The organism is Nocardia sp. bgisy134 (genome assembly GCF_965341865.1).
GTDB lineage: Bacteria > Actinomycetota > Actinomycetes > Mycobacteriales > Mycobacteriaceae > Nocardia.
The window spans coordinates 233,459-257,490 of the sequence record NZ_CBDQZP010000009.1 but is presented as its reverse complement, the minus strand read 5'-3'; the positions used below and the strand labels follow the sequence as shown (position 1 = coordinate 257,490).

16 protein-coding genes are annotated in these 24,032 nt (G+C 71.4%); 4 read left to right on the top strand and 12 right to left on the bottom strand.

The window, feature by feature from the left end; genetic code table 11:
* Window positions 1-3 precede the first annotated feature (3 nt).
* The 3 genes from ACRWNM_RS18240 (at window position 4) to ACRWNM_RS18230 (ending at window position 2,540) form a co-directional block, all read left to right on the top strand.
* The gene (locus tag ACRWNM_RS18240; protein ID WP_431968992.1) at window positions 4-621 is read left to right on the top strand and encodes a TetR/AcrR family transcriptional regulator; all 618 of its coding nucleotides are present in this window, start codon (window positions 4-6) and stop codon (window positions 619-621) included.
* 201 nt (window positions 622-822) lie between these two features.
* Window positions 823-1,050 (top strand): hypothetical protein, encoded by a 228-nt coding sequence (locus ACRWNM_RS18235; RefSeq protein ID WP_431968990.1) that lies wholly within the window; start codon window positions 823-825, stop codon window positions 1,048-1,050.
* Window positions 1,051-1,394: 344 nt separating this feature from the next.
* The gene (locus tag ACRWNM_RS18230) at window positions 1,395-2,540 is read left to right on the top strand and encodes a serine hydrolase domain-containing protein (RefSeq protein ID WP_431968988.1); all 1,146 of its coding nucleotides are present in this window, start codon (window positions 1,395-1,397) and stop codon (window positions 2,538-2,540) included.
* Here ACRWNM_RS18230 and ACRWNM_RS18225 read toward each other — a convergent pair.
* Complete coding sequence (locus ACRWNM_RS18225) at window positions 2,518-3,363, bottom strand: helix-turn-helix domain-containing protein (RefSeq protein WP_431968986.1); 846 nt, start codon at window positions 3,361-3,363, stop codon at window positions 2,518-2,520. The genes ACRWNM_RS18230 and ACRWNM_RS18225 overlap by 23 nt on opposite strands.
* Window positions 3,364-3,449: 86 nt before the next feature.
* Here ACRWNM_RS18225 and ACRWNM_RS18220 point away from each other — a divergent pair, with 86 nt between their 5' ends.
* The gene (locus ACRWNM_RS18220; protein ID WP_431968984.1) at window positions 3,450-3,830 is read left to right on the top strand and encodes a nuclear transport factor 2 family protein; all 381 of its coding nucleotides are present in this window, start codon (window positions 3,450-3,452) and stop codon (window positions 3,828-3,830) included.
* 13 nt (window positions 3,831-3,843) lie between these two features.
* On the opposite strand, the gene ACRWNM_RS18215 is transcribed toward ACRWNM_RS18220, so the two are convergent.
* The 11 genes from ACRWNM_RS18215 to ACRWNM_RS18165 form a co-directional block, all read right to left on the bottom strand.
* Window positions 3,844-4,515: an MspA family porin gene (locus tag ACRWNM_RS18215; protein ID WP_431968982.1), complete on the bottom strand. Its 672-nt coding sequence runs from the start codon at window positions 4,513-4,515 to the stop codon at window positions 3,844-3,846.
* A 27-nt stretch (window positions 4,516-4,542) separates the two neighbouring features.
* Window positions 4,543-6,117 (bottom strand): MFS transporter, encoded by a 1,575-nt coding sequence (locus ACRWNM_RS18210; protein WP_431968980.1) that lies wholly within the window; start codon window positions 6,115-6,117, stop codon window positions 4,543-4,545.
* Window positions 6,114-6,560 carry a nitroreductase family deazaflavin-dependent oxidoreductase gene (locus ACRWNM_RS18205; RefSeq protein WP_431968978.1) on the bottom strand — a complete coding sequence of 149 codons (447 nt, stop codon included), beginning with the start codon at window positions 6,558-6,560 and terminating at the stop codon, window positions 6,114-6,116. Before ACRWNM_RS18205 ends, ACRWNM_RS18210 begins: the two co-directional genes overlap by 4 nt.
* A gap of 68 nt (window positions 6,561-6,628) precedes the next feature.
* A complete protein-coding gene (locus ACRWNM_RS18200; protein WP_431968976.1) occupies window positions 6,629-8,863 on the bottom strand; it encodes an MMPL family transporter in 2,235 nt (744 codons plus the stop codon).
* Window positions 8,864-8,959: 96 nt separating this feature from the next.
* Window positions 8,960-10,066 carry a cyclase family protein gene (locus ACRWNM_RS18195; RefSeq protein WP_431968974.1) on the bottom strand — a complete coding sequence of 369 codons (1,107 nt, stop codon included), beginning with the start codon at window positions 10,064-10,066 and terminating at the stop codon, window positions 8,960-8,962.
* 1 nt (window position 10,067) lies between these two features.
* Complete coding sequence (locus tag ACRWNM_RS18190) at window positions 10,068-11,714, bottom strand: FAD-dependent monooxygenase (RefSeq protein ID WP_431968972.1); 1,647 nt, start codon at window positions 11,712-11,714, stop codon at window positions 10,068-10,070.
* Window positions 11,711-12,727, bottom strand: a complete 1,017-nt coding sequence (locus tag ACRWNM_RS18185; RefSeq protein WP_431968970.1) for an AfsA-related hotdog domain-containing protein — start codon at window positions 12,725-12,727, stop codon at window positions 11,711-11,713. Before ACRWNM_RS18185 ends, ACRWNM_RS18190 begins: the two co-directional genes overlap by 4 nt.
* 4 nt (window positions 12,728-12,731) lie before the next feature.
* Window positions 12,732-13,511, bottom strand: coding sequence for a thioesterase II family protein (locus ACRWNM_RS18180; RefSeq protein WP_431968968.1), 780 nt, complete (start codon window positions 13,509-13,511; stop codon window positions 12,732-12,734).
* Window positions 13,508-16,603: a type I polyketide synthase gene (locus ACRWNM_RS18175; RefSeq protein ID WP_431968966.1), complete on the bottom strand. Its 3,096-nt coding sequence runs from the start codon at window positions 16,601-16,603 to the stop codon at window positions 13,508-13,510. Before ACRWNM_RS18175 ends, ACRWNM_RS18180 begins: the two co-directional genes overlap by 4 nt.
* On the bottom strand, window positions 16,600-22,197 hold the full coding sequence (locus tag ACRWNM_RS18170; protein ID WP_431968964.1) for an SDR family NAD(P)-dependent oxidoreductase: 5,598 nt from the start codon (window positions 22,195-22,197) through the stop codon (window positions 16,600-16,602). The genes ACRWNM_RS18175 and ACRWNM_RS18170 overlap by 4 nt, the downstream gene beginning before the upstream one ends.
* Window positions 22,197-23,924: a fatty acyl-AMP ligase gene (locus tag ACRWNM_RS18165; protein ID WP_431968962.1), complete on the bottom strand. Its 1,728-nt coding sequence runs from the start codon at window positions 23,922-23,924 to the stop codon at window positions 22,197-22,199. The genes ACRWNM_RS18170 and ACRWNM_RS18165 overlap by 1 nt, the downstream gene beginning before the upstream one ends.
* Window positions 23,925-24,032 lie beyond the last annotated feature (108 nt).

The window sequence follows — 24,032 nt, the reverse complement described above, 5'->3', positions numbered from 1 at the left end:
GCGATGTTCACAGCCCGGCAGATGGTCGCCTCCCCAGGATCGGCGGCCGACGCCGATCCGCAGGCCGCGCGGATCGTCGACGCGGCGTTGGACGAGTTCCGCGAGCACGGGCTCGATCGTGTGCGCATGGAACACATCGCGCGCCGCGCCGGGATGCACCGCGCGACCGTTTACCGGGCCTTTCCCAACAAGGACACCCTCGTCGGCGTCGCGCTGACCACCTGGGTGCAGCGCGTGCTCGGTGACATCGCGGACACCGTCGCGGGCCACCCCGACGTCCGTACGCGAGCGGTCGAAGGCTTCACCATCGCGCTGCGGACGCTGCGCGCCGACCCGCTGACCAACCGCATCCTGCTCGCCGACGAAGCAGGCAAGCCGTTCCTCATCACCTATGGCAGCGCCCTGGTCGATACCGCGCGTACCTTCTTCGCCGACCAGCTCCGCCAAGCCGACGATGCGGATGGCATCGATCCCGACGCCGCCGCCGAGATCGCCGCTCGCCTTTCCCTCACCTTGCTTCTGATCCCCGACAGCTACTTCCGCCTCGACACCGACGAAGACGCCCGCGCCTTCGCCCGCAACCATCTGCTACCCGCCGCGATCGCTGCCGACAGTCGGTAACGAGCCTGGGGCCGACCACGATTCGACCGGTAGAGCATCGGCGCGTGGAGGGGACGAGCACGATGATCCGCAATCCGGTGGGGCCCCACCCGGGTGTGGCTCCGCCGTCGCGCTCTGCCGCCCGCTCTGCCGCCGCTACCCCGTTCACTGCGGGCCATCGTCAGCGGGCGGGGACAGTTCACGACCAGCCGACCAGAGCTGTTGGAAACGGACGAAGGTGGGGTCGGCGACGCGAAATCCACTGAGCTCCTGCGTGGTTCCGTTGGTGAAGGCGAGGAAGGCCGCTTCGAGGTGCTCTCACCGGGGCAGTGCGCCGCGCTACAGGCATTCTCCGCGCTCATCGCGTTGGCCGAAGCGTCCGCGGTGACCTGGTCGGTGGCGGCGTCCGCGGTGGTCGTGCTCGCGCTCGGCGGTGCGTTCGGCCGATAGCGCCGACCGCGGAGTTCGGATCGGGGCACCGGGGCGTTGGATCGTGGCATCGAGGCGGCGGATCGGCCGAGCGCGTGACGACCTCCGTGGCGGTGAAGAGCGGCAGGTCTCGCAGCGTGCGGCCCCGCCGTGGGAGCCGGGGACTGGATCGCGTGCGGTGGGGGCTACCTCCCAGGCGTGACATGCGGAAGGCTGGGTATGGGTACGGCATACCGATCGGAGCCGCTCGGGAGCCGGAAACCGTGCCGAACGGTTGCTCGAATCAGATGTGTCCACACCTGTTGAGGGTCATTCGCTCTGTGCCCGGCCCTGTGGTCCGCCCGGCGGCGGGCCGCGGTGTTCCGGTGAGAGGGGAAAACATGCGCTGGTTCACGGTGGCGGCGATGCTGGTCGCGATGATGCTGTGTCCGGTGTCCGGTTCTGTGGGGGCGGAACCGAGCCTCGCGCGGCCGTCCTGGCAACCCGATCTCGATCGCGTCGTGGTCGTGTCGGGCGTGCCGGGCGCGCAGCTGGTGGTCAGCGGCGACTTCGGCGAGCTCCAGCTGAACAGCGGATCGGGTGATCTCGGCACCGGAGCGCCCTTCCCCGACAACGCGCAGGTGCGGATCGCGAGCAACACCAAGGCGTTCGTGGCCGCCGTCGCCTTGCAGCTGGTCGCCGAGCAGCGCGTCGACCTGGACGCGCCGATCGATCGATACCTGCCAGGCGTCGTCACGGGCCCGGGTGGCGACGGGCAGCGCATCACCGTGCGCAATCTGTTGCAGCACACCAGCGGCATCCCCGATTACCTCAGCCAGGTGGATCTCGACAGCGTCGCGGGCATGCAGAACTACCGTCCGGCGTCGGAGCTGATCCGCGGCGCGCTCGACCGGCCCGCCGAGTTCGAGCCCGGCGCGCACTGGGGCTACTCCAACACCAACTACCTGATCATCGGCTCGATGATCGAACGGGTGACCGGCCTCCCGGTGGGCGTGGAGGTCACGCGGCGGATCATCCTGCCGCTCGGATTGCACGACACCTACTGGCCGCTGTATCCGCTCGAGCAGGTGGTGCGCCTCCCGCATCCCCGCAGCTATCTCGTCAACGGCGTCGAACGCGTCGACGTCACCGACATCGATCCGAACTGGGGCCTCGCCGACGGCGCGATGGTCGCCACCGGACGGGATCTGAATCGCTACTTCATGGCGTTGAACTCGGGCCGGGTGGTCCCGCTCGCGCAACTGGAGCAGATGCGTACGACGATTCCGAGCGGCGTGCCCTTGGTCGACCAGGAGATCGGTCTCGGGCTGTTCCGGCGGGTGAACAGGTGCGGCATGGAGACGTGGGGTCACGGCGGCACGATCACCGGCAGCAGCGTGGTCGGCGCGGCCACCGACCGTTTCGCGGTCACCCTCGCCATGAATCAGCTGCCGACCCTCGCCGCCTCGCTCGCCCCGCGAGGGGGCATCCAGGACATGCTCGACACGGTCATGTGCGATCTCGCGGGCTGAGTGCGCCTGGTCGGCGAGCGGCCGCGACGGGTTCCCGCGCTCGCTGTTCGGCGAGGGTGCGCAGGTGCTCCGCGGTGGCCGCGTCGGCAGGGAGATAGGTCTCGATCGCGATCTCGTCGAGGGTGATGTCGAAGGCCGCGCCGAAGGTCATGATCGTGCTGTGGAAGCACAGTCGCATGCCGTCGTGGACGAGGTGAATGGGTAGCGCGACGGCGGCCGGATCGACCAGATCCGGTGCGTCTTCGGTGGCATAGCCGCACAACTCCTCGTGCAGCGCGGCGAGTTCCTGATCGCCGGTGTGGAATGCCTGCCGCGCCAGCCGGGGGAGCAGAAAGCCGCGCACCTGGGCCAGATTGCGCACCCGGGGGGCGAATCCGCGCGGATGCAGGCCGAGTCGCATCATGTTGATCGGCGGGGTGAGCAGCTCGGGCGCGACCCCGTCGAGGAAGATCTGCGCGGCGGCGTTGCCGTACAACAGATTCCAGCGGCGATCCACCGCCAGCGCCGGATACGGCTCGTGCGCGGTCAGCACCCGCCGCACCGCGGCCATCGCCTCGGCCAGTTCGGGGTCGTCGATCGGACGCTGCCGGTAGCGCGGCGCGTGCCCGGCCGCGACGAGCAGCCGATTCCGTTCCCGCAGGGGAATGTCCAGGTGTCCGGCGAACCGATCGAGCATGTCCGGACTGGGCAGCGTCCGGCCCGTCTCGACGAAACTGATGTGCCTGGTGGAGATCCCCGAGCGCACCGAAAGCGCGAGCTGGCTCAACCCTCGGCGCACCCGCCACTCGCGCAGCAACGCGCCGACCGGACGATCGTGATCCATGCAGCCAGTATCGACGGTGTTCCCGCCGCGACGCCATGACATGTCTGGTAATCGACGCGTCGCCCTCGGGCCGCCATGGTTGTCCCATGACGAACAACACTCTCGCCGCCAAGAACAAAGACCTCGTGCTGCACGGCCTCGCCGAATTCACCGGCGGCAATGTCGAAGTGCTGCGCGACCTGCTGCACGAGGACTTCCTGGAACACAGTCCGGGCAACCCGTCGGGCCGCGACGCGTTCCTCGAATTCCTCGCCACGGCGCCGGTGACCGGCGCCCGGCTCGACATCAAGCGCGTCGTCACCGATGACGAATACGCGGTGGTGCACTACCACATGATCGAGCCGGGCGCGGAGCGCGGCAGCGCGGTCGTCGACATCTGGCGACTCGAGGACGGGAAGATCGTCGAGCACTGGGATGTGGTGCAGCCAGTGCCCGACGCCGCGCAGATCCCGCACGGAATGTTCTGACGGAAGCTGATGCTCAGCCCAGGCTGAACGGCGCGCCCCACACGGTGAGGTGGGAGGCGACGGTCGCGGTTTCGATCTCGACGCGGATGAAGGCCCGTGCCTGCGCGTAGCCCGCGCAGCCGGACAGCGCGATGGTGGAGTCGGCCCAGGTCACCGACCCGGTGTTGCCGCGAAAACGGTTGACGGGCTTGTGGTCTTCGTTGCCGAAGTCGTCGGGGACCTCGACGTCCATGAGGTAGAAGGACCGGGTCTGGCCCGGGCCGAGCGAGAGCGCGCCGCCGGACTCCGCGCCGACGTTCGGACGCACGTTCTGCCCGTTGCTCCAGTTGAGCCCGCCTTCCACCCCGCCCTCCACGCCGCCGCCGGAGATGTCCACCTGACAGCCGACGGTGTAGCCGGGGATGAGCTTGCCGCCCGGCCGATCGCCCGCCCCGGCCACCTCGACCTGCGCGCTGCCCGACACCCAGGCGTTGCGATGCAGCGGGGTGCCGCCGAGCGAGGGATTGATGGTCACCGATTCGCCGACGAGCCGGACGGTGACCACCGTGCCGTCCGACAGCGTCTGCACTTTCTCGGCGCCGGGTAGCGGCACCACCACGTCGGCGCCGGCGGTGCCGCACGCGAGCGCGGCGGCGCCGGCCGCCGCGGCCGCGACGGACCTTCCGATGTGCTTGCGACAGTTCATGTCTCTCCTTGGGAAGTCACTAGCCGGTCAGGCAGGGACGGGTGCGTCGTCGTGTTCGGGTGCGGCCGGATCCTGGACGAAATCCTGGCGGCGGATCAGCACCAGCGCCGCCGCGCCGACGATCACGCTGGCGAGGCCGCCGATGGTCGCCACGGCGTGCAGGCCGGAGACGAACGCCGCGTGCGCGGCGGTGGTCAGTTCGGCGGCGTGCGCGGGGGAGATTTCGGCCGTGAGCCGATCGATCGAGCCCGCGGCGATCGCGTCGACGGCCGCGGCGGGCACCGGCTGCCCGGACAGGCTGTCGGCGATCCTGGCGTGCGCGACCGCGCCGAGCACCGCGACGCCCAGCGCCGAACCCACCTGTTGGAAGGTCTCGTTCACCCCGGAGCCCATGCCGGAGTCCTCCGGCGCGACGATGGCGACCGCGGCGTTGGCCCGGGGCGGATTGAACAGTCCCATGCCGATGCCTGCGACGAGGAACGGCAGCAGGGCCGCGGTCCAGTCGTCCTCCGGGCCGATGGAGTTCAGCAGCAGGAATCCGACGCCGGTGAGGATCAGCGCCGCGCCGATCAGCCGGTTGGTCGCCACCCGCACGCTCAATATGCCGCCGAGCACGCCCGCCACCAGCAGCATGCCGGTGAGCGGCAGGAAGCGCAGCCCGGTCTCGATCGCGGAGTGGCCGAGCACGCCCTGCATCCACAGCACCCCGAACAGGATGACCGGGATGACCGCGAAATTCAGCACGAAGGTCGCGGCCGAGAGCGCGTCGAAGGTGCGGTTGGCGAACAGCCTCAGATCCAGCATCGGGTGCCTGCCCCGGCGCTGCACCAGCACGAATGCCGCGACGAGCACGACGCACCCGGTGAAGCACAGGATGGAGGAGCCCGCTGTCCACCCGGCCACCGGACCGCGAATGATCCCGTACACCAACAGGAACAGCGCCGCCGAGAACAGCACGAGCCCGGCCCGGTCGACCGGCCTGCTGCCGCGCCGGGCGCTTTCGGGCACCTTCGCCAGCACCACAAGCAGCGCAAGCAGCCCCGTTGGCACGTTCAGGTAGAACACCCAGCGCCAATCGATTTCGGTGAGCGCGCCGCCGACCAGCGGACCCGCGGCGACCGAGATTCCGGTCGTCATGCCGAACAGGCCGAACGCGGTACCGCGCTCCTTGCCGTGGAAGGCCGCCGCAAGCATGGCAGGGCCGACGGCGTAGAGGATGGCCGCGCCGACGCCTTGGACGCCACGAGAAACGTTGAGCAGCAGGGGATTACCAGCGACACCGCAGGCCACCGACGCCGCGGTGAACACCACGAGCCCGCCCGCGAACAGGCTGCGCCTGCCCACCCGGTCCGCCAGCGAACCGCTGGTGAGCAGGAACGCGGCCATGCCGAGCGCGTAAGCGTCCACCACCCATTGCAGCGCGCTGAAGCTCGCCGACAGGTCGGCCTGGATGGCGGGCAGCGAGACGTTCACCACCGTGATGTCGAGGGTGAGCATGAAGGTGGACACGCACACCGTGGCGAGCACCCACCACCGGCTGGGATCCGTGACCGGTTCGTGCACCGTCGAATTCGGCGCTGTCGTCGGGCGTGTGGTGGTCATGCGGTCTTGCTCCAGCCGTGCAATACGAAGACGGGGTGTTTGTGCGCCTCGGCGGCGAACTCGCTCGGCGCGGAGCGCGGCGAGGCGTCGAAGTAGGGGATGGTCACCGGTGCCTTCCTGATGTACTGATGCAGCACCGCGCCCGCGCGCTCGCCGTGCACCGCCTCGGCGCGTACCCGCTGGTCGTCGCCGCCGCGGCGCAGGCGGACGAGATCGCTGGCGCGGACGTTGTGCACCCAGGCCACCTCCCCGTAGGGGGAGACGAGCCACCGCTGGCCGTCGAATTCGATGATGCGCACCGGGTTTCGGCGCGCCAGACCGCTGCGCCGCCCCGTGGTCTCCAGGATGTACATGCCGTCCGGTCCCGCGCCGCGCGCGGCCAACGCCATCACGGCGCGATTGAGGACCTTGCGGACCGGACCGGCTAGGTACTGCGCTGCCATGCTCTATGTCCTTCCGGTACGGCGGGCCCGGCAAGAGGAGGATGCCGGGCCCGCCGCGATACCGACGATCACCGCGACAGCGCTGTCGAGGTCGCCGCCGTAGTGCCGAGCGCGTTTGCCGGTTCGCTCGGCCGGCCTGCACCGCCGGTCTCCGGAGCCGCGTCGGCTCCAGGTTCGGGAATTCCGTACTTGTCCCACCACCTCGCCAGCGGCGCGGGAGCCCACCACGCCTTGCTGCCGAGCAGCCGCATCGTCGCGGGCACCAGCAGGCCGCGCACGATGGTGGCGTCCAGGAAGATGGCCACCACCAGGCCGACGCCGATCATCTTGACGATCGTGATGCCGGAGAAGACGAAGGCGCCGAGCACGACGGCGAGCAGCAGCGCGGCGCTGGTGATCAGTCGCGCGGTGTGGCGGACGCCGAAGGCCACCGACTCCACCGGATCACCGCTGCGCAGATAGTGCTCGCGGATGCGCGCCAGCAGGAACACCTCGTAGTCCATCGCCAGGCCGAAGGCGATCGCCATGATCATCATCGGCATGTTCGCGTCCATGTAGCCCGCGGGCACGAAATTCAGTGGGCCGGAGAGGAAACCGTACTGGAAGATGAGCGCCACGATGCCGAAGGCGGCGAACAGCGACAGCAGGTTCATCAGCACCGACTTCAACGGCAGCAGCACCGAGCCGAAGGCAAGGAACAGCACCGCGAACGACACCAACGTCACGATCAGCAGCATCCAGGGCAGCCGCTCGGTGAGCATGTCGAGCAGGTCGGCCACCGCCGCGGGGCGGTTGGTGAACGACGAGGTGGCGTCGGCGGGCGGTTCGACGGCCCGCAGTTCGCGCACCACGTCGCGGATCGGCGCGTCCATCGAGTCCAGTGAGTAACCGAGCGTGACGCGGGCCAGATCGCCCGCCGTTCCGGTCACGGTGGCGCTGTCCACGCCCTGCACCGCGCGCAGGCGGTCGAGGTAGGCCGAAAGCGCCTGCTGGGATTGCGGACTCGCGGCGTCTCCGGGCATGTCGACCACCGCGGTGATCACCTTGGTCGGATCGAGCGGGAAGTCCCGATCGAGCTCCGCCGAGACGACCCGGCTGTCGGTGCCGTCGGGCAGCGCCCAGTCGGCGGGCCGCGTCCAGGTCGCGCCGAGCAGTGGCAGGCCGAGCAGCACCAGTGCGAGACCGATGCTCGACGCGGCGAGCACGGGGCGGCGCATCACCGCGTGGGCGACCTTGTACCAGCGCGAGCCCGGCTCGCCGCCGCCCTTGCCGAACGACGGCAGCGGGATGCGCAGCGAGTTGATGCGCAGGCCGGCGAAACGCAGCAGGGCGGGCATCACGATCAGCGCGCCGAGCACCGCGAACAACACCACGCTGACGCCCGAGTAGCCGAGCGAGGTGAGGAACCGCGACGGGAAGATCACCAGGCCGCCCAGGGTGACTGCGACGGTGATGCCGGAGACGGCGACGGTACGGCCAGCGGTGGCCATGGTGATGCCGATGGCATCGTCGACCGAGCGGCCCGCCGCCAGCTCGTCACGGAACCGGTTGACGATGAGTAGCGCGTAGTCGATGGCGAGGCCGAGGCCGAGCAGGACGACCAGGTTGATGGAGAAGGTGGACAGATCGGTGAACGTGCCGACCACGCGCAGTACCGCGAGCGAGCCGATCGAGACGACGACGCCGACCGCGAGCGGCAGCGCCGCGGCGATGGCGCTACGGAAGATGACGATCAGCAGGAGCAGCAGCAGCGGGAAGGAGATCAACTCGGCGCGCGCGAGATCTTCCTCGGTGATCTCGTTGAACTGGTCGTTCACCGCGACCAGTCCGCCGAAGCGGACCTCGAGGCCGGGCTGATCGAACAGGTGCTCGATCTCGCGCCACACCACCACCCGCTTTTCCTCGATCTGGCCGGGCAGCTGCATGGAGATGTAGGTCTTGTGCCGGTCGGCCGAGACGAAATCGGGGGAGCCCGTGCTCCAGAACGTCTCCAGCCAGGTGTAGGAGTCGCGGGGGATCTTGGCGACCCCGTTCTCGACCCGCTCGCGGTAGCGCGGATCGTCGACGGTCATGTCCGCGCTCTCGTACATGACCACCACGTCGGCGACGTGCCTGCCGAGGGTGGTCTCCAGGATCTCGTCCGCGTGCGACGACTCGCTGGTCGGATCGTCGAGTCCGGCGCCGCCGCCGAGCAGATTGCCCGCGCCCGAGCCCCACAAGCCGCCGAGCAGGATGAACAGAACGGTGCCTACCACCACCCATCTGCGATGGGCGGCGGACCACCTGCCGAGTTTTTCGAACACGATTCCTCCACCTATATAGAGTCGAACTATCCACTACGGATAGTGCTGCTATCTATCTGGAATGCTACGGCGGGTTGCCAAGAGCGGCAACAGCAATCAGACGAAGGCCAGCGCCCGCACCGGCGCGCCGAAGCCGCCACGCAACTTCGCGGCGCCGACCACGAGCGTCGCGCCGCGTTCCGGCACGGTGTCCAGCGCGGCGAGGTTCTCGATGCCGTACCGCCCGGAGCGCAGCAGCATCCGGTGCACCATCGGCTCGAACCTGGTGCCGACGTCCAGGCTGCTGCTGTCGGTGCCGAAGCCGACGATGGATCGTTCGGTGAGCAGGAATTCGGCGGCGTCGGGGCCGATGCCGGGGATCAGCAGGGCCAGCCGCAGTGGGTCGAAGGGCAGGTAGGCGGCGGGATCGTGGACCCGGTGGTACCAGCCGGTGTCCATCGCGACGAACGCGCCGTCGGGGATGCGGCCGTTGCGGCGCTCCCAGTCGAGCAGGTCCTCCACGTGCAGCTCGGTGGTGTTGTCCTGGGCCGCGCGCTCGGTGATGCGGACGACGCACAGCGGGGCGACCAGGTTTTCCACCGGGATCGCGTCGGCGTGCGCCAGGCCGCGCTGCGAGTGCGCGGGCACGTCGATGTGAGTTCCGGTGTGTTCGTTCATGGTCCACTCGGCGGTGTTGAAGCCGATGATCTCCTCGAACATCACCTGACGTTGCACCGGCTGGCGCACGTACAGGTTGAACACCGGGAATTCCGGCCCCACCGCATGGGTCAGGTCGCGCACGCTGAAGCCGCTCAGGTTCAGCGGTTGGGCCTGGGCGCGCGGCGCGCCGATCGCCCCGGCGGCGGCCGACGCACCCGCGATGCCGAGCGCGGCGCCCAGCGCGGTGCGCAGCGCGCGACGACGGCCGATGCCCTCGGCGGTGGGTGCCGCGCCGCGGCCGTGCTCGTGCGTCGCAGACGCGCTGCGCTCGTGCGGCGCCCGCGCACCGAGTTCGTGGTGCGTGGCCGTGTGGTGTCCGGGGTGCGCGGCCGCGTTGTGCTGATGATGCGCTGTCGCGTTGTGCTGATGATGCGCGTCCGCGCTGCGTCCGGCGTGCGCGCCGTGCTCGTGATGCGCGCCCGCGGGGTGTCCGTATCCGCCGCACAGGTCGTCGTGCGGCGGCGCCTCGGCCAGGGCGGCGGCGAGGATCTGCGGGGAGCACATGTCAGGAGACCTTCCGTCCGAGCGGGGTGGGCACAACGCCGTGCGGCGCGCGGAAGCCGGGCAGCTTGCCGAGCAGTTCGTCGAGGTCGAGCGTCGGGGAGGCGTCGGCGACATAGCCGTCCGGCCGGATCGCGATCAGCTTGCAGCCCGCGAGCTCGTGCTTCGGCGCGAAGCCGGGCGGGGCGTAGAACACCTCGCCGAGATCGGGCGCGGTCGTCGCCGACGGATCGCCGGGCACGATCACGTGCAGCCGGAAAGGCAAGCCCGACTCCTTGATTCGCGCGCGCAGCATCGACACCCGCCCGGCGTCGTCGGCCGACGGCGTCGCGTCGAGCACCGCGAGCAGCACATGCCCCGGCGCGGAGAGCAACCGGCGCAGCCCGGTCCCCGCGCCGTCCGGGCCGACGAGCGTCGCCTCCGGAATCGCGCGCCCGAGCGCCCGCCGTCCGCCGCGCTTGCCGACGGCGGGGCTGTGCCGGTAGTCGAGCTCGTACTGGGCCAGCGAGGGCACCAGCCGCTTCTCCAGCAGCCCGCTGCGGCTCAGGCTGCTGAGCACCAGGTCGCGCAGCGCGCGTCCCGGGCGGGAACGCACCGTCCACAGCTTGGTCTGCCGGTCGGCGGCCTGGATCACCTCGCGCGCGATCGGCATCCGCTCGGACTCGTAGCCGGCCAGCAGCACCTCGGCGTCCGCGCCGCCGCTGACGATCGCCGCCAGTTTTCCGCCGAGATTGGCCGCGTCCTGGATGCCGGTGTTGAGGCCTTGCCCGCCCGCCGGGCTGTGCACGTGCGCGGCGTCGCCCGCCAGCACGCAGCGGCCCGACCGGAAGGCGGCCGAATGCCGCATGTGCACCAGAAACCTGGTGGCCCACTGGAGTTCGTGGATGCGGATGGGGTAGGGCGCGCGCTTGTCGACCAGCTGTTGCAGGTCATCCACCGTGGGTGCGGCGTCCGGATCGCCGCCGATGGTGCTGGCGTCGGCGAAGACCCGCACCTGGCCGTCCGGCAGCGGCACGACCACGAGCACGCCGTCGGGGTGCAGATGGTAGTGCGCCTCGCCCGGCGGCACCGGCGCCGTGATGACGCCGTCGCCGAGCGTGTAGGACTGCGGATAGGTGCTGCCCTCGAAGGTGATTCCGCTCAGGGTGCGCACCGCGCTGTGCGCACCATCGCAGCCCACCACCCACTGTGCGGTGAGTCGTTCGACGTCGTCGCCGTGGCGCAGCAGCACCTCGACGTGCTCGCCCCGATCGGTCAGCTCCAGCAGTTCGGTGCGCCACTCCACCGGGACGCCCAGCGCCCGAAGGTTCTCGACGAGTACGGATTCCACCGACGGCTGGGTGATGATCAGCGGCTCGGCGTCGTTGCCGGTCGTCGGCCCGAAACGCACCTGCGCGACGGGACGTCCGCCGGAGAAGTAGCGGGCGGCGGTCATCGGGAGGCCCCGCGCGCGCACCGCGTCCCCGGTGCCGTGGCGGTCGAGCACGTCGAGGGCGCCGTCCCACATCGTCAGCGCGCGCGCCTGATTGGCGGGCCTGTCGACGGCGCGATCGATGATCCGGCAGGTCAGTCCGTGCCTGCGCAGTTCGGTGGCCAGTGCGAGACCGGTCGGCCCCGCGCCGACCACCAGCACGTGCAGCGTCTCACTCATGCCTGGTGCTCCGTTCGGTGCAGGAAGGGGTCTTCGTGACCGGTCAGTTCCGCCAGCTCGATCGTGCCGACGGTGAGGACCTTGTCGAACTGGCGCAGTTCCAGCTCGACGCGGGCCGTGCCGGGCCGCGTCGGATCCAGTGGCGTGCTGCGGCATTCGATGGGGGCGCCGAACTCGGCGAACTGCGAGAAACGCGACGAGCAGGACATGACCATCGTGTTCGGGGTGCCGAGCATGCCTTCCCTGACCACGGTGTCGATCGCGGCCTGCCGGAAGCCCTCGATGATGAACGGGCCTGGCACGTGGTCGTAGTCGTGATCGAACATGGCGGGGTGACGGCGGTCGGGCAGCAGCGGATAGTCCCAGGCCGAGCCGACCGCGACCGGCGCGCCGATCACCACGTTGCGCGAATCCCGGCGCCCGACGGCCGCCGGGGGCAGCGGCGCGGCCGTGTAGTCGGGGCCGCCCGCGGCGACCCGCCCGAGCTGGTAGGCGCGCAGCGCCTCGTAGTCGGCGCGGGCCAGGAAGACCACGTCCGCGCTCAATTCCATGGCGACGCGGCCGTCGACGGTGAGATCGCCCGCGAGTGTCAGGTCGCTGAAATCGGCGCTGCGGTCCACGCGCGAGACGATCTCGTAGCGGAGAACGCCCTGCAACGGGGTCCTCTCGTCGTCGCGGAAGGCCTCCCGATCGGTGACGTCGAACTCGTAGCGCTGCATGCTGAACGGCAGCCCCACCGGGACACCGACGTGCTGGTGCAGGATCACGAACGAGCCCTGCCGCGCGGCCTCGGCCATCGCGAACGGATCGTGGTAGACCGTGGTCCGGTCGTACCAGAGGCTGTGCGCCCGCGGGACCTGGACCGCGGTGTAGAAGGTGGAATCGCCGTCGGCGACCGAGTCGGAGACGAACACCTCTCCGAGTGCGCGCCGGTGCGCGTGCGACCGCGCCACGGTGCGATCGAAGGTCAGCGTGGAAGGCGGTGCGGGGAACCGGGTTTCGGTTTCGGTCATCGTTTCACTCCTTGCCCATCGGTGCGGCGAGACCGCGGCGGATCGTCCGGAGCACGCCGGCTTCGGACTCGTCGAGGTAGAAGTGGCCCCCGGGGAACTGACGCCACCGCGCCGTCGCGGTGGTGCAGTCCTGCCAGGCGGCCAGCTCTTCGGTCGGGGTCATCGGGTCGTCCACGCCGCCGAGGGCGGTGATGGGGACCGAAAGGGTGCGTGCGCCGCGATAGCGGTAGTCGGCGCCGAGCATCAGGTCGGCGCGCAGCGTCGGCGCGAAATGCTCGGCCAGTTCGGGGGTATTCAGGATCGCCTCCGGCACGCCGCGGTACACCTGGTCGACGAGCCGCAGCAGGCCGGTGTCGTCCTCGGGCAGCTCGAGGGCGAACTGTCGCCGCGGGTGCGCGCGGGCCGAGACGAACAAGTGCTCGGGCGGCAGTTCGGCCTCGGTGAGCCGCAGCGCCACATCGAAGGCGAGCAGCGCGCCGAGGCTGTGCCCGAACAGCGCGACCGGCCGCGGCACGTGCGCCACGACCGCCTCGGTGATGTCGGCGATCAGCGGCTCCCACTGCCTGGCGTGCGGTTCGCGCCAGCGCGGCCCGCGTCCGGGCAGGGTGACCCACCACAGCTCGATCGCGGGGGCGAGCTGGTCGATCCAGGGCTGGAACATCCGCGGATTGCCGCCCGAGTGGGCGAAGCACAGCAACCGGATCGCCGGATTGGCTTGCGGGCGTGGGCAGGTCAGCACGCCGCGGTGCCCGGTGGGCAGCGGCGCTGCCGTCGAGGAGCTCATGACTCCGCCTCGCCGACGCTCGTCAGCAGCGACCCGCTTCCGCCTTCGTCGCCGCTCACCGCGGCGGCGGACTCGGCCTCGACGATCACCTTGGCCAGGTCGCGCGCGCTGCCCTGTTCGAGCACCTCGAGCAGCTGGGCCAGCGGCACCACGGTGCCCGACTCGGCCTCGATCTCGTTCTTCATCTCGACCACCACGAGCGATTCCAGTCCGTAGTCGCGGATCGGGGTCGCCTCGTCGATCTCGGTGATGGGCTTGCGCAGCGCACGCGCGATCCGTTCCCGCACGAATCCGGTGAGCGCGTCGAGCCGGGTCGGCCGGTCGACGTGGTGGGCGCGGGTCAGCGCCACGGGGCCGGACGGCCTGCGCTTGGCCGTCGCCGGGCGGACGGTGGCGTGCACGTGCTGCTCCTCGGCGACGCGCCGTTCCGGCAGCCAGTGCCTGCTGCGGTTCCAGGGGTAGTGCGGCAGCGGAACCCGGCCGCTGGGCGCTCCCAGCACGGCCGACCAGTTCAGGTCGTGACCGCCGAGGTAGAGCTCGGCGACACTGTGATCGAGCGACGCGGATCGGGACCGGTCGCGGCGCAGGCTCGCCGCCAGGATGACCGAGCGGTCGAGTTCGCCCGCGGCCGAGGCGATATCGCGGATCAGCACCGGATGCGGGCCGACTTCCAGCACGGTGGTCAGCGCGGCGTCGTCGGCCAGCGCCGCCTGGATCGCGGGCGCGAACAGGACGGCGTCGACGAGGTTGGCCGCCCAGTGCGCGCCGGTGAGGTGTTCGGCGGTGACGCGCTCGCCGGTGACGGTCGAGTACATCGGGACGGTCCCCGGCGCGGCGCGCACCGTGTCGGCGTGCGTCGCGAATTCCGGTGCGCACGTGGCGAGCAGCGTGCTGTGGAAGGCGTATTCGACCGGCAGCTCCTTGGTCGACGCGCCGCGGGAGCTCGCCTCCGCCGCGATCCGGCGCACCTCGGGCGCCGGTCCGGTGATCACGGTCGAGCGCGGGCCGTTCACAGCACCGATGGTGACCTCGGACTGTCCGGCCAGCAGCTCGGTCACCGCCGCGGCGGGCAGGGCGATGCTGCACATCGCGCCGCCGCGGGCGTGCCGCTCGGTGAGCGCGGCCCGCCGCACCAGGATCTCGAAAGCCTGCTCCCTGCTGAGCATTCCGGCGACGGTTGCCGCGACGATCTCGCCCATGCTGTGCCCGACGACGGCCGCGGGGCGGACGCCCCACGACTGCCACAGCGCGGCCAGCGCCAGCTCCACCGCGGCGATGCACACCTGCGCGACATCGGTGCGGTGCAGCCTGGTGTCGGACTCGGCCGCCAGCAGCTCCTCCCACAGCGACCAGCCGGCCAGCTTGCGCACGAGCACGTCGCAGGCATCGATCTCGGCCCGTGCGATGGGCTCGTCGGCGAGCAGGCGGCCCATCTCCGGCCACTGCGAACCCTGCCCGCTGAACACGAACAGCGTCCGGTGCCGCGGCCCGTTGCCGATGTGCCTGGCCGCCTTGGCGGTACGGGCACGGTCGACCAGCTCGTCGACCGTGTCACCGGTGAGGCACAGCCGCACCGGCAGATGTGCGCGCCGGGTGGCCGCGGCCGCGCAGATCTCGGCCGCGGTGGCGTGGTCGGCGGCCGCGAGCAGATCGGCGTACCGACCGGCCAGCGCCCGCGCCGAGGCCGCGCTGCGCGCCGAAACAGGAAGCACCAGAGCGCCTTCCGCGTGCGGATCGATCTCCTCGCGCGGTGCGGCGGCCAGCACGGCGTGCACGTTCGCGCCGCCGAAGCCGAACGAGCTGATCGCGGCCAGCTTGGAGCCGGTTCCACCGCCGAGCGGGGTGCGCTCGCGCGGCAGGCGCAGTCGCGTTCCGGTGAGATCGAGCTCCGGGTTGGGCCGCTCCAGATGCAGGTTGGGCGGGACTTCGTCGTGTTCGAGAACCAGCATCGCCTTGATCAGGCCCGCGATGCCCGCGGCGGCCTCCTGATGCCCGAAGTTCGTCTTGACCGCGCCGACCGGGCACGGCTCGTCGCCCGCCCCGTACACCGCGCGCAGCGCGTCGAACTCGATCGGATCGCCCAGCGGCGTCCCGGTACCGTGCGCCTCGATGTAGACGACGTCGGCGGGTGCGGCCGCGGCGTCGCGCAGCGCGCGCCGCAGCAGGTCGGTCTGGGCGCGCGGGCTCGGCGCGGTCAGACCGTTGGTGCGTCCGTCGTGGTTGGCCGCGGTGCCGCGGATGAGCGCGCGCACCGATCTGCCCTCGGCCTTGGCCAGCGATTCCCTGGTGAGCACCACCATGCCGCAGCCTTCGGCGCGCACGATGCCTTCCGCGCCCGCGTCGAAGGTGCGGCAGCGCCCGCCCGGCGCGAGCGGAAGCACCTTCTCGGTGACGGTGGTGGACAGCGGCGACAGGATCGTGTTGACCCCGCCGACCAGGGCGATGTCGCAGTCCCGGTTGCGCAGTGCCCGCACCGCAAGGTGCACCGCCATCAGCGACGACGAGCACGCCGTGTCCACCGCCATGCTCGGACCGGACAGGTCGAGCAGGTACGACAGCCGATTGGCGACGATGCTGTGCGCGCCGCCGGGCGCGGTGTAGGCGTTGATGCTCGACGGGTCGGCGAACTGCATCATCATGTAGTCGCTGCCGTAGACGCCGAGGAAGACGCCGGTCGTCGCGGCGCGCAGCTCGGCGGGCGTCAGCCCGGCGTCCTCCATCGCCTCCCAGGCGACCTCGAGCACTAGCCGCTGCTGCGGGTCCATCCGCTCGGCCTCGGCGGCCGAGATGCCGAAGAACTCCGCGTCGAAGCCGTCGACCTCGGCGAGCAGCCCGGCGAAGCGGCTGCTGTGCGCGGTGCGCAGGGTGCGGCGGCCGTCCTCGTTGTCGAACAGCGGCGTGATGGCGTCGTGGCCGTCGCGCAGCGCGGACCAGTAGGCGCCGAGATCGTCGATGCCCGAGGGCATCCGCACCGCGGCGCCGAGGATCGCCGCGGGTTCGGTGTGCGAGTCGACTGCGGCTCGCAGGGTTCGGATTTCGCGCAGCGCCTGGCGTAGTAGCGCGCGCCTGTCGTCGTTCGGTTCGGTCGTCATCGGGCATCCCCTTCGGTGGACAGGTCGAGTTCGGCCGACAGGAGATCGGCCAGTTCTTCATCGGTGGCCTGGTCCAGGTCCGCGTCGATCTCGGGCCGGGCGTGCTGCGGTGCCGGCGCGTCGGGGGCGGGCTCCGACGTCGGGAACATCCGCTGCGCCAGCTCCTCGACGAGCTGGTCTACGGTGGGGTGGGCGAAGATCAGGCTGGCCGGAATCCGTTGGCCCAAGCCGGTTTCCAGGCGATTGCGCAGATCGACCGCCATCAGCGAGTCGAAGCCGAGATCGCGGAAGGGCGCCGTGGGGTCGACCGGCCGCGTGGTCCCGACGATGGACGCGACCTGGGCGAGCACGAAACCGCGCACCAGCTCGAGTCGTTCGGCGGGATCGTCGATCTCGTGCAGCGACAGTGCCGGTACGGCTGGGCCGCCCGCGTTTTCGCCGCTGGGCAGCAGATTCGCCAGCAGCTCGCGGGCGACGGGCGGTGTGCCAGGACCGGCCAGCGTCGGCAGGTCGAAGGCGGCCGCCGCGAGGACCGGGCCCGGGTCGGCCAGCGCCGCCTCCAGCAGGTCCATCGCGGCCTCGGTCTCCAGCGCGGGCACACCGAGGGCGGCCAAGCGGCGTTCGCTGCCCACCTGGGCGGCCAGGCCGATCGCGGCCCACGGACCCCAGGCGATGCTGTGCGCGGGCCGTCCCTGTGCGGCCCGAGCCGTGGCGAGCGCGTCCAGGTAGGTGTTGGCCGCCGCGTAGGCGCCCTGGCCCGGCGAGCCGAAAAGCCCGGCGAGCGAGGAGAACAGCACGAAATGGGTGAGTGGCTGATCGAGGGTGGCCCGGTGCAGGTGCCAGGCGCCGCGCGCCTTGCCCGCCAGCGCCCGGACCAGTCGCGACTCGTCGAGATCCGCGACGACCGCGTCCTCCAGCACGCCTGCGAGGTGGAAGACGCCGCCGATCCGGCCCGCGCCGGCGAGTACCGCCTCGAGCGCGGCGGCGTCGGCCACGTCGACAGCGGCCACGGTGATCTCGACGCCCCGCGACCGCAGCTCGGTGATCACCTCGTCGGCGTCGGCGTCCGGCGCGGAACGACCGAGCAGCAGCAGCTTGCGCGCGCCGTGCTCGCTGAGCCAGTCGGCGACGCGCAACCCCAGCGCGCCGAGACCGCCGGTGACGACCTGGCACAGCTCCGGATCGACGGTCACCGAGCTCCGGGTGCGCGGCACCGGAACCAAGCGGGGCACGAGCGCCTCCCGATCGACCGAAACCTGCTGCGGCGCCTGCGGATCACGCAGGACGGCGACCAGGCGGTCCACGTCGGCGCCGCTCGGCGCGCCAGGCAGATCGATGACGCCGCAGGCCACTTCGGGATGCTCGGTCGCGATCACCCGGCCTGCGCCCCACAGACTGGCCGCCGACAGCCGCGCCGGACGCGCCGCGCGCTGGGTGCCGGGGGTGAGCAGCCACAGCCGCGGCGCTTCCCGCCAGGTGCGACCGATCACGAACCTGGCCAGCTCCACCGCGTTCGCCGTGTGGCTCGCCGCGACGACCGGGTCCTCGATGGCGCTCGCGTAGGCCCGCGCGTCGATGATGCCGCGCAACCCTTCGGCGGATTCGTCGACGGCCGCCACCGCCGCCTCGTAGTCGTGCGCGTCGGTGCGCACGACGCGGTCGCCGCGGGCGGTGAGGCGTTCGGCCAGCGCCGCCAGGGCGGGGTGCTCCTCGCCGAGGACGAGCCAGCTGCCACGCGGGGCGCGCCCGCCGGTGGATTCCAGCGGCTGCCAGGCGAGCCGGTACAGCCTGCCGTGCTCGGCGGTGGACGCTTCGGCCGTGGTGACCCGGAAGTCCATGGCCGAGCACAGGACTCGCCCGTCCTCGGTCAGCACGACCAGGTCGGCGATCAGATCCCGCTCCCCGTACTGCACGATCCGGGCGTGGCACCAGACCTCGGTGACGGGCGCGGCCGGGGTGGCGAACTGCACGCGGGTGGCTCCTGCGGGCAGGGCCAGCGCGTCGGTCAGTCGCGGTCCGGCCGCCGCGGCGACGGTGTGCAGGCAGGCGTCGAGCAACGCCGGGTGCAGGCCCGCCGCGTCGGCGGTGAGCGACGCGGGCAGCGTGAGCTTTCCGACGGCTTCGTCGCCGCCGCGGGAGAGCTGGGTCAGCCCGCGGAACGCCGGGCCGTAGTGCAGGCCGTTCGCGGCCAGGCGCGCGTAGAACTCCTCGAGCGGCACCGGCTCGGCGCACCGCTCCAGCAGTTCCGCGATCTCCGGGGCGGGTCGATCGGTGAGCGGCGCGGCCGCCCGGTCGAGCCAGCCGCGCGCGTGCGTGACGGTACCGCCCTGCGGCTCGGAGACGATCACGAATTCCGAACGCCCGCCTGCGGATTCGACCACCAGCTGCAGCGGCGACGACGTCCCGGGCAGCAGCACGTGCGGCGCCTCGAACGTGACGTTGGTGAGCACAACGGTCGGCGTCTCGCCGTCGGCGAGATCACCGGCGGCCCGCGCGGCCGCGCCGAGCCAGTACGCACCGGGGATGACCGGCACCTCGTCCACCACGTGATCGGCGAGTTCCGGCGCGGCCTCCGGCTGCAACGGCCACACACCGAGCTCGGGGTGCGTGGCGATCCGCGCGCGAGGCCCGAGCCAGCCCACGGCCTTCGCCGCGGCGGCGGCCCCGGCCTCGGCGCGAAGCAGGGGGTAGCGCTGGGCATTCCAGCCCTGCGAGGGGATCGGCACCGGACTGGTCGGCTGGTAGAGGCGGGTCCAGTCCACGTCGGCGCCACGGGTGTAGAGCAGGCCGAGCGAATGCAGGAACGCGAAGACCTCGTCCTCGTCGCGCCGGGCCGAGGACACCGCGACCACCTCCGCGCCGGGTGCGGCCGCGGCCGCGATCTCGGTGAGCGAACGGGCCAGCACCGGGTGCGGCGCGATCTCGACGAACGTGTCGTGGCCCGCGTCGAGCAGCGCGGTGATCGCCGTGTCGAACAGCACCGTGTCGCGCAGATTGCGCGCCCAGTAGTCGGGATCGACGAGCGTCTCGGTGAGCGGGCCGCCGGTGACCGTCGAGTACAGCGGCACGGTGGGCTGCCCTACCGCGATGTTGCGCACGGCCTCCCGGAGCCGGGGCCGCAGCGGTTCCACGGCGGGGCTGTGCGCCGCGAAGTCCACCGCGATGCGCCGCGCGAACACCCCGTCGGCCTCCAGCCGCGCCACGATCTCGTCCAGCGCGTCCGGCTCGCCGGAGATGACGGTCGCGCGCGGCCCGTTCACCGCCGCCACCGACACCCGGTCGCGGTACTCGGTGAGCGCCGAATCCACCTGCGCCGCATCGAGTTCGAGCAGCGCGAGGCCGCCGTGTCCGGAGATCTCGGTGAGCAGGGCGCTGCGCACGCACACGATGAGCGCGGCATCGGCCAGCGACAGCGCGCCACTGACGTGCGCCGCCGCGATCTCGCCCATGCTGTGCCCGCAGACCGCCGTCGGCTCGATGCCGAAGGCCCGCCAGGTCTCGGCCAGGGCGACCTGCATGGCGAACAGCGCGGGCGGCACGTGGGCGGTGCCCTGCGCGACGATGCCGCGCTCGGCCGACCACAGCCGCACCCCGAGCAGTCGCTCCAGCTCGGCGGCGCAGCGGCGCATCGCGTCGTCGAACGCGGGCAGCGCGGCGGCGAGCGCGCGGCCCATGCCGTCCCACTGCGAGCCCTGCCCCGGGAAGACCAGCGCGGTGCGCCTGGCGCGACGGCCGGGGGCCTGCGGCTCGCAGACCCCGCGCACCCGTTCGCCGTCCGCCAGCGCGAACAGGCCGTCGATCAGCTCGTCGACGTCACGGGCCACCACCGCGGCGCGGTGCCCGTCGTGGTCGCCGCGCAGCGCGGCGGTGGCGGCGGCGCGGGCGATCCAGTGCGGATCGTCGCGATGACGTTCGGCGGCGCGTGCCCAGCCGCGCGCCCGCCGCCGCAACCCCGCCTCGGACCGGGCGGTCACCGGGAAGAGCACGAAATCCGTTGTGCCGACCGGTTCGTCGGGCTCGGTCGCGGGCGCGGTGGACAACACGACGTGCGCGTTGGTCCCGCCGAATCCGAACGAGCTCGTCCCGGCGATCGCGGCACCCTCGGCGTCGACCGGCAGCGCCTCGACCTGCGACTGCACCACGACGGGAACCCGGTCCAGCTCGAGCAGCGGGTTGGGCCGCCGGTAGTGGACGGTCGGCGTCAGCTCCCGATGATGCAGGGAGAGAGCGGTTTTGATCATTCCGGCGACGCCGGCGGCGGCCTCCAGGTGACCGAGGTTCGATTTCGCCGAGCCCACCCGCAGCGGGCTTTCCTGGTCGCGGCCCGGACCGAGCACCGCCGCCAGCGCACCGACCTCGATGGGGTCGCCGACCGCGGTTCCGGTGCCGTGCGCCTCCACGAAGGCGACCCGGCTCGGGTCGACGCCGGCGGCGCGGTAGGCCGCGTGCAGCACCCGCTCCTGCGCCGGGCGGCTCGGGGCGATGAGTCCGTTCGTCCGGCCGTCCTGGTTCACCGCACCGCCGCGGATCACGGCGTACACGCGATCGCCGTCGCGGCGGGCACGGTCGAGCGTCTTGAGTACCACCACGCCCGCCCCCTCACTGCGGACGTAGCCGTTGGCGCGCTCGTCGAACGGCTTGCAGCGCCCGTCCGGCGCCATCAGCCGCCCTTTGCTGAAGCTCAGCGCCACCCTGGGCGAAGCGATGATGTTCACACCGCCCGCCAGCGCCACCTCCGACTCGCCCGCCCGCAGCGACTGGCAGGCCAGGTGCACCGCGACCAGCGAGGACGAGCAGGCGGTGTCCACCACCATGCTCGCGCCCGCCAAGTTCAGGCAGTAGGACAGCCGGTTGGCGACGATGCTCAGCGCGGAGCCGGTGCCGTCTGTCGCCGACACCTCGGTGCCCGGCGCGAGGATCGCCCCGCCGTGGTCGTACGACGACGCGCCGAGGAAGACTCCGGTCGACGTGCCCGCCAGCCTGCTCGGGCCGATGCCCGCGTCCTCGATGGCGTGCCAGGCGACCTCGAGCAGCAGGCGCTGCTGCGGGTCCATCCTGGTGGCCTCCTTGGCCGCGATGCCGAAGAACCCGGCGTCGAAATGCTCGACGTCGTCGAGGAATCCGCCCCACTTGGTGGTCATTCGACCCGGCGCGTCAGGGTCGGGGTCGTACAGCGCCGCGGCGTCCCAGCGATCCGCGGGGACCTCCGTGATGGCATCCACGCCCGCGCGGAGCAGGTCCCAGAACTCCTTCGGCCCGTCGGCGCCGGGAAATCGGCAGCCGATCCCGACGATGGCGATGCCATCGGCCGGGTCGGCGGCGGATCCCTTCTGCTCGGTGGTCTCGTTCGTGCCCGCGAGTGCGGCGGCCAGGGCGGCGGCCGCGGCGGCGACGCTGGGGTGGTCGTAGGCGAAGGTCGGCGACAGGCTGATCCCGGCCCAGCTCTGTAGGTCGTCGGACAGCTCCACCGCCTGCATCGAGGAGAGGCCGAGCGCGGCGAACGGTACGTCGACCGGCAGGCCCGCCGGATCGACGCCGAGTAGCTCGGCGATCCGCGCGATCAGCCAGGCTTCGATCTCGGGTGTGGACCTCATCACCGCACCGCCTCGGTCGCGGCCTGCGAGGTGATCTCGTCGAGCGTGCCGTCCTCGAACGCCGCGCGGGTCGCGCGCCGTTGCAGCTTGCCGCTGGAGGTCTTGGGCACCGAGCCCGCCCGCACCAGGACGACCCGCGCGGGGGTGATCGAGTGATCGACGGTGACGGCGGCGCGCAGCGTCGCGGTGAGCCCGGCGACGTCGGGCTCGGCGTCCGCCTTCAGCTCGGCCACCACGATCAGCTCCTCACCGCCTTCGCGGTCGACCGCGAACGCGGCGGTGCAGCCGCGCCGGATTCGCGAGTCGGCGTTCTCGACGGTGTGCTCGATGTCCTGCGGGTAGTAGTTGCGCCCGCCGATGATGACGAGATCCTTGCGCCTGCCGACCACGTACAGCTCGCCGTCGATCAGCGCGCCGAGATCGCCGCTGCGCAGGTACGGACCCGACTGCGGCGCAACGGTTTCGGCGTGGAACGTGTCCTGGGTGGCCGCGTCGTTGCCCCAGTAGGCCAGCGTCGCGTCCGGGCCGCCGATCCAGATCTCGCCGACCTGTCCGTCGGGCGCGGGGACCCTGGTGTCCGGGTCGACGATCAGCAGCTCGCGGTGCAACGAGACACGGCCGGAACCGACCAGCGTCTGATCCGCGCCCGGCGTGACGCGACCCTCGGCCAGTTCGTCGCGGCTCACGCTCAGCGTGACCGCGCCCGTGCCGCGGACCGTACCGGTGGTCATGAGAGTGGACTCGGCCAGCCCGTAGCAGGGGTAGAAGGCGTTCGAATCGAAGCCATGCCCGGCGAATTCGGCGGCGAACTTGGCGAGGGTCTCCGCGCGAATCGGCTCGGCGCCGTTGAACATCACCTCGAGCGAGCTGAGATCCAGGCCCTCTCGGTCGGCGGCGGGGATCCGGCGGCAGCACAGCTCGTAGGCGAAATTGGGGCCGCCGGTGATGGTGGCCCGGTAGCGGGTCACGGCGCGCAGCCAGCGGATCGGCCGCTGCACGAAGGTCAGCGGCGGCAGCAGCACCGCGCGGCTGCCCACGTAGATCGCCGGGACCACGGTGCCCATCAGGCCCATGTCGTGGAACAGCGGCAGCCAGCCGACGAAACGCGTTCCTGGGTGGAAACCCATGGACTGGCGGATCACTTCCTGGTTGTGCATGAGCGCGTCGTGGGTGACCACCACGCCCTTCGGCGCGGAGGTCGATCCCGAGGTGTACTGCAAGAACGACACGTCGGCCCCGGTCACCGGCACCGGCTCGAAGTCCGGTGCGCCCTGCGCGTCGGCCTCGATGCCGATCCAGCGCAGTCGGTCCAGTTCGGGGACGGCCTCGGTCAGCAGCCCGCGGGTCTGCTCGGGCGCGGCGCACAGCACCGCGGTGGCGCCGCAGTCCTCGGCGATGGTGCGCAGGGTCTGCGCCCGCCGCGGCGAGGTGATCGGGAACGGCGGGTACACCGGCACCGCGACCACGCCCGCGAACTGGCAGGCCAGGAACGCGAGCACGAAATCCGCGGAATCCGGCGCCACGATGAGCGCCCGATCGCCGGGCGCGGCGTCCTGCGAAATTCGAGCGGCCAGTGCGCGGGACAGTTGCTCGACTTCGCCGAAGGTCCAGGAATGCGATTCGTTTTCGCCGTCCGGTAAAAATGTGTACGCGATTCTATCGGCAGCGTCGGCGGCGCGCTGCGAAATTGCCTCGGCGAGCGTTCGAGCCCGGAGTGTGGTTTCCATCGCAATCCCTCCTCTATCAGCCGGCAGCCCCTCACGACGGTGCCGACAGAACAGGGACATTACGGGCGCAAGCGATGAAATGGACAGGCATAGAACGGGGTCCGAAGG